This window comes from Oleiphilus sp. HI0066, from assembly GCF_001635725.1.
In genome coordinates, this window is the sequence record NZ_LWFH01001774.1 from 1 (window position 1) to 768 (window position 768).

Here is a 768-nt window from a genome sequence, read left to right on the forward strand (position 1 = left end):
TGGATTGTTGCCTCCCATTTCTAAAGCAAGGATCTTGGCGGGCTGACCTGCCCATTGTTGGTGAAGAATGGCTCCGGTTCTGGAGCTTCCTGTAAAAAACAGTCCATCTATATCCGGATGTTGTTCGAGCGCTTCACCGGTTAGTCGTTCGCCTTGGACGAGATTAATCACTCCTTCAGGTAAACCGGCCTCAATCCAAATTTCTAAAGTAATTTGCGCAACCAAAGGGCACTGTTCACTTGGTTTGAAGACAACCGTATTGCCGGCTAATAACGCAGGCACAATATGTCCGTTTGGTAGATGGCCAGGGAAATTATAAGGTCCAAAAACCGCGACAACACCATGCGGCCGATGCCTTAAAGAAGACAAGCCTGCTGGCAATTCCTTACTTGAATGTCCTGTACGATCTAAATAGGCCTGCTGAGAAATAGCGACCTTGCCAACCATCGCGCCGACTTCGGTTCTCGCATCCCACAATGGCTTGCCTGTCTCTTTACCGATCGCGATCGCTAACTCTTCACTGCGTGCCTGAAGGCATTCTTTAAACTTTTCTACTAAAGCCACACGTTCATCGAATGCGGTGCGCCCCCAACTTGAAAACGCTTCTCTCGCCGCTTCAACAGAACGCGATACATCATCGCTATTTGCGCTATTTGCCTGCCAAACAAGCTCACCATTAAAAGGATTATGGCTAGCTAACGATGGTCCTGAACAGTGATGCCACTGTCCTGCAATGAAAGCTCCTAATTGGCTCATAGCTTTATCCTA

1 protein-coding gene is annotated in these 768 nt (G+C 48.2%); it reads right to left on the bottom strand.

Translation table 11 applies throughout. The features are described from left to right. Positions 1–756, bottom strand: a 756-nt coding sequence (locus A3738_RS27480) for an aldehyde dehydrogenase family protein (RefSeq protein ID WP_156504545.1), incomplete at its 3' end; no start/stop codon positions are given. Positions 757–768 lie beyond the last annotated feature (12 nt).